Source organism: Actinophytocola sp., from assembly GCF_050699915.1.
Classification (GTDB): domain Bacteria; phylum Actinomycetota; class Actinomycetes; order Mycobacteriales; family Pseudonocardiaceae; genus Actinophytocola.
In genome coordinates this window covers 1-5,655 of sequence record NZ_JBOHGA010000313.1, presented here as the reverse complement: position 1 = coordinate 5,655, position 5,655 = coordinate 1, and the positions used below count along the sequence as shown (strand labels likewise).

Sequence of the window (5,655 nt, the reverse complement as noted above, 5' to 3'; positions counted from 1 at the left end):
GCCCCACACGCCGGCCGGTCGTCCCGGCGCCGCCGCGCGGCCGGGCCCGGTGATCGCGCCCCACGGCGTCGACACCGCGTCCGGCACGATCGCCGCCTGGTCGAAGGGCATGTCCTCCGGGATCGCCACGAGCGTGTGGTGGCTCGCGAGCGTGTACTCGGCCCAGCCGCCGTCGTAGTCGACGCCACGGGTGCGCACCGCGAGACACGGGCGGGCCCGCAGGCAGTTCGGGCACAGGCCGCAGTGCTCACCGGCCTGCAGGGTCACCCGCTGGCCGGGCCCCCACGGCCCGGGCACATCCGGGCCCAGCGCGTCGATCTCGCCGGCGACCTCGTGGCCGAGCGTGACCTCGTCGCCGTCGAGGAACGGCGGCGACAGGGTGCCGTCGATCAGGTGCACGTCGGACAGGCACACGCCGGCCGCGCGGACCTGGACCCGCACCTGGCCCGGCCCCGGCTCGGGCACCGGCACCTCGCGAACCTCGAACTTCCTGGACGGGATCGACAGCCGGCCGGCGAGCATGCGCGAGTTCGTCACGCCGGCGAGTCTAGGTGGGTCCGCGGTCCGTTGACCGGTGCGTAGCGGCGCCACTACGTTCGGGGTTCGAACCGGAGGTGACCATGCGCCCGGTCGTCCTGCTCGCGGTCGTAGCCCTGTTGGTCTCCCTGACTCCGTCCGTCGCGTCGGCCGCGCCGCAGGCGCCCGATGCGTACGCCTACCTCGACGACCCGCGGATGACCGGCGAGGGTCAGGAACCGCCGCACGCCGAGCTCCGCCCCTACGCCGGCACGCGCGACGCCGCCCGGCACGGGGAGCGCACGCCCTACACCCGCTCGCTCGACGGCGACTGGCGGATCCGCATGGCCGACCACCCCGACGACGTCCCGGACGGCTTCTTCGCCGACGGCTACGACGTCGGCGACTGGCCGGTCACCACCGTCCCGCACACCTGGCAGACCGCCGGCCTCGACCACCCGATGTTCCGCAACATCGCCGAGGAGATGTGGCCCGACGACCCGCCGCACGCGCCCAAGGACGTCAACCCGACCGGCGCCTACGTCCGCGAGTTCGACGTGCCCGCGAACTGGCGCGACCGCAGCACGTTCCTGCGCTTCGAAGGCGTCACGTCCGGCTACTTCGTCTGGGTCAACGGCACCTACGCCGGATACGACCAGGGCGGCTACACCCCGGCCGAGTTCGACATCTCCGAACAGCTGCGCCCGGGCCGCAACCGGGTCGCCGTCCAGGTACACCGCTGGGGCTCCGGCTCCTACCTCGAGGACGTCGACCAGTGGCGCTACAGCGGCATCTTCCGCTCGGTCTGGCTCTACTCGACGCCGCGCACGCACATCCGCGACCTCACCGTCACCACCGACCTCGACGACACGTTCACCGACGCCACCCTCACCGCGGACGTCGCGCTCACCCGGGACAGCACCGGCCCGCTGACCGTCCGCGGGTCGCTGCGCGACGAGGCGGGTCACGAGGTCGCGCGGACCGAGACCACGACCGAGGGCAACAACGCCACACTGTCCACAGTGGTCCACCAGCCGAGGAGGTGGACCGACGAGACGCCCAACCTCTACACGCTCGTGCTGACCGCGGGCGAGCACGTGACGAGCGAGCGGGTCGGGTTCCGTGAGATCACCGTCGAGGATCGGCAGCTGAAGGTCAACGGCAAGCGCGTGCTGTTCAAGGGCGTCAACCGCGCCGAGACCGACCCCGACCACGGCCGGCACGTGCCCCGCGCGCACATGGAGCGGGACGTGGCGTTGATGCAACGCCTGCACGTCAACGCCGTACGCACCGCGCACTACCCGTCCGACCCGTACTTCTACGACCTGGCCGACCGCGAGGGGCTCTGGATCGACGACGAGGTCGACATCGAGACCCACTCCCACGAGTCGTGCCCGGACAACTGCCTCGCCGACCGGCCGGAGTGGCAGGACGCCTTCCACGACCGCTTCGTCGCCATGGTCGCCCGCGACAAGAACCACCCGAGCGTCTTCATGTGGGACACCGGGAACGAGGCCGGTCTCGGGCAGGCCCACCACGCGATGGCCGACTGGGCGCGGGCCAACGAGCCGACCCGGCCGCTGTACCACCAGTCCAACTCGCCCGACGGCGACGCGCCCTACGCCGACGTGTGGGGCCCGCGCTACCCGAGTCCGGAGCGGCTCGCCGAGCAGGCGGCCGAGACCACCAAGCCGGTGATCCTCGGCGAGTACGCGCACGCGATGGGCAACAGCCTCGGCAACTTCCGCGAGTTCTGGGACCTCATCCGCGCGCACCCGCAGCTGCAGGGCGGCTTCATCTGGGACTGGGCCGAGCAGAACATCCGCCAGGACGTGCGCGTCACCCCGGACGGCTCCGGCAACGACATCATGGCCCATCTGATCGGCCAGCCGTCCATCGTGGACGGACACCGGGGGAAGGCGCTCGCGTTGTCCGGGTTGGACGACTTCGTCGAGGTCTACCGGGACCGGCGCCTCGAGATCCGGGACGCGCTGACGCTGGACGCGTGGGTCAGGCCGGCCGACTGGACCGGCGACCTCACGATGATCGCGAAGGGCGACCACGCCTACGCGCTGAAGATGAAGACCGAGAACACCTTGGAGTTCTTCATCCACAGCGGCGGCTGGCGCACCGTGCAGGCGCGGGTGCCGGCCGACTTCTACCACAACTGGCACCGGGTCACCGGCACCTACGACGGCGCGACGCTGCGGCTCTACGTCGACGGCCGCGAGGTCGGCGCCACCACGTTCGCCGGCCCCATCGACAACACGTTCTACGAGGTCAACGTCGGCCGCAACCCCGAGGTCATGCAGGACCAGTACAACGGCCGGATGGCCCACGGCGTGCTCGACGACGTGCGGATCTACGACCACGCGCTGCCGGCGGAGACCCTCGCTGCCGGCGGCGACCCGGCCGCGGAGGCCGTGCTGGCGCTGGACTTCGACCGGTTCGACACCGTCGGCACGCACCTGTCCTACGGCGAGAGCGTGTCCGGTGTGGACGGTCTGGTCGGCGCGGACCGGTACCTCCAGCCGGAGACCGCGCAGCTCGGCTGGGTCCAGCAGCCGCTGCGCCTCTCCTACGCGGACGGGGTGCTGACCGTCCACAACGAACGCTCGTTCGCGTCGACGGCCGGCACCCGGCTGCGCTGGTCGGTCGTCGAGGGCCGCCGCGTCGTCGCGCGCGGGGAGCGGGCCCTGGACGTCGCGCCCGGCGGCTCGGCGAGCGTCCGGATTCCGGTGCCCGGCAACCCGGACGACGTCGAGCGGTTCCTGAACGTGGCCACCGCCGGCGCCGTGGCGGCGCACGACCAGTTCCCGCTCGGCGGCTCGGTGATCCCCGGCAACCGGCCGCCGGACGGCAGCGGGCCGGTGGCCGTCGAGGACGACGCGGCCGCGGTCACGTTGTCCGGCAAGGACTTCCGGTACACGCTGGACAAGTCGGCCGGCACGCTCGCGTCGATGCGGGTGCGCGGCACCGAGCTGCTGTACACCGGCCCCGAGCTGGACGCCTGGCGGGCGCCGAACAGCAACGAGACCTACAGCTGGGGCACCGCCGAGGGCGAGCTGTGGCGCGCGGCCGGGCTCGACCGGCTCGAGACGACCGTGGAGTCCGTCGAGGTGACCGCGCCCGGCACGGTCACGGTGACCAGCACGGTCGCCGCGCCGGACCGGCCGGAAGCGTCCTTCGCGCAGACCATGACCTACCGCGTCGACGGTGCCGGCACGATCCGTCTGGCGCACCACGTCTCGCCGCGCGGCGCCGTTCGCGAGCTGCCGTACCTGCCGCGCATCGGCGTCACGCTCGCCGTGCCGGACACGTTCGACCGGTTCGCCTGGTACGGCCGCGGCGAGCAGGAGAGCTACGTCGACCGCGCGGACGGCACGCCGGTCGGTGTCTACGGCTCCACCGTGGACGAGCAGTACGTCGACTACCACCGCCCGCAGGACCACGGCAACCACACCGACACCCGGTGGGCGCTGCTGACCGACGGGCGTACCGGCGGCCTGCTGGTGGCCGGGGCGAACGACGTCAGCGTGACGCCCTACGACGACCTGGACCGCGCGGCCTACCCGTTCGAGCTGCGGCGCAACCCCGGCTGGCTCACCCTGCACGCCGACAAGGCGGCCACCGGCGTCGGCGACACCCCGAACCCGGTGCGCGAGCACTACCAGGTCCAGCAGGACACCGATCACGACTACGAGCTGGTGATCCGTCCGCTGGGTCCGGACGAACTAGCCGGTTGACGCGACCTCCGGTCGCGGCGCGTAAGCGGCCAGCCGGTCCGCGAGGTCGTCGTCGGCGGCGGCCGCGCGGAACCCGGGCGGCTCGGCCTGTCCGGGCCCGGTGCCGGCGACCAGGTCGGCGGCGAAGCGGGCCACCTCACGCGGCGCGGGCAGGACGTCACAACCGAGGAAGGACAGGACGATGAGGTCGTCGCCGGACGCCGTCTCGACGGCACCGCACCACCCGTGCCGCTCGTCCCACAGCAGCGCCACGTCCAGCCCGGGGAAGGCGGGTATCCGCTCGTCCAGCGGGATGTAGCCGCTGGCGGGCGACTCGGTCTGCACGTGGTAGGCCTGTCCGGTGTACCCGAGGGCCTCGGTCACCAACTCCACGTACCGTCGAAGTCCACGTCGGCTGCGAGCCTCGAGCTCCATGTTCCTCGGTCCTCCTATCCAGTCCACCGGCCGCCTCCGGAGGCGGCCGGACACGGGCATACCCCGATTCGGGCCGCCGACACCCACTCGGGTGAGCGGGTGTCGGCGGCCTCGGTGTCAGGCGTTGAGCCGCTTGCGGTCCGCGGTGCCGGTGATCGCGATCTTGCGCGGCTTGGCCGCCTCGGAGACCGGGATACGCAGGGTCAGCACGCCGGCCTCGTAGGCGGCGTCGACGCTGCCGGTGTCGAGGGTCTCGCCGAGGAACAGTTGGCGGGAGAACACACCGAGCGGGCGCTCGGAAACCTGCATCTCGACGTTGCCGGGCGTCGCCGGGCGGCGTTCCGCCTTGACCGTGAGCACGTTGCGCTCGACGGTCAGCTCGATGGCGTTCGGGTCGACGCCGGGCAGGTCGAAGGAGACCACGAACTCGTCGCCGGAGCGGTAGGCGTCCATCGGCATGGCGGTGGGACGCGACCACGTGCCGGTGTTGCCGAACACCTGCTGGGCGACGCGGTCGAGCTCGCGGAACGGGTCGGTGCGCATCAACATCGTGCTCTACCTCCTTGGTTGCGTGGGTTCGGTCAACGCGCGGTACTGTTGTAACATGTCATCGGATCGATGACAAGTGTGATGTCGTCGAAGGGATGACCGATGGACGATCAGGCGGCGGCCAGGGCGTTGGCCGTGGTTCAGGCTGTGCTCGACGACGTCCGGCAGGGTGTCGACACCGACGTGTTGGCCGGCCTGGAGGTGCTGCGGCACCTGCGTGACGAGCTCGCCGCGTGGGAGCCGGAGCTGATCACCGCGGCCCGCGAACAGGGCACGAGCTGGGCAAGCATCGCGCCGACGCTCGGGGTCACCAGCCGGCAGGCGGCGGAGCGGCGGTACCTGCGGCTGCGTCCGTCGGCCACCGGCGAGGCGACCGGGGAGGAGCGGGTGCGCGCCGAGCGGGACCGGCGCGCCGGCGACCGCGCGGTGG

The 5,655-nt window shown here is 72.2% G+C and carries 4 protein-coding genes and 1 pseudogene; 2 read left to right on the top strand and 3 right to left on the bottom strand.

The window, feature by feature from the left end; all coding sequences use genetic code 11:
• On the bottom strand, positions 1-537 hold a 537-nt coding region (locus ACRDSK_RS31235; protein WP_431444988.1), incomplete at its 3' end, for an alcohol dehydrogenase catalytic domain-containing protein.
• Between the two features lie 83 nt (positions 538-620).
• Here ACRDSK_RS31235 and ACRDSK_RS31230 point away from each other — a divergent pair.
• Positions 621-4,262 carry a glycoside hydrolase family 2 TIM barrel-domain containing protein gene (locus tag ACRDSK_RS31230; RefSeq protein ID WP_431444987.1) on the top strand — a complete coding sequence of 1,214 codons (3,642 nt, stop codon included), beginning with the start codon at positions 621-623 and terminating at the stop codon, positions 4,260-4,262.
• Here ACRDSK_RS31230 and ACRDSK_RS31225 read toward each other — a convergent pair.
• Entirely contained in the window at positions 4,251-4,625 is a 375-nt protein-coding gene (locus tag ACRDSK_RS31225; RefSeq protein ID WP_431444986.1) for a DUF6292 family protein, read from the bottom strand. The two genes, ACRDSK_RS31230 and ACRDSK_RS31225, sit on opposite strands and share 12 nt — an antisense overlap.
• 168 nt (positions 4,626-4,793) lie before the next feature.
• The gene (locus ACRDSK_RS31220; protein WP_431444985.1) at positions 4,794-5,225 is read right to left on the bottom strand and encodes an Hsp20/alpha crystallin family protein; all 432 of its coding nucleotides are present in this window, start codon (positions 5,223-5,225) and stop codon (positions 4,794-4,796) included.
• Positions 5,226-5,327: 102 nt separating this feature from the next.
• Here ACRDSK_RS31220 and ACRDSK_RS31215 point away from each other — a divergent pair.
• Positions 5,328-5,655 (top strand): annotated as a pseudogene (locus tag ACRDSK_RS31215) (HSP18 transcriptional regulator); the annotation flags it as partial.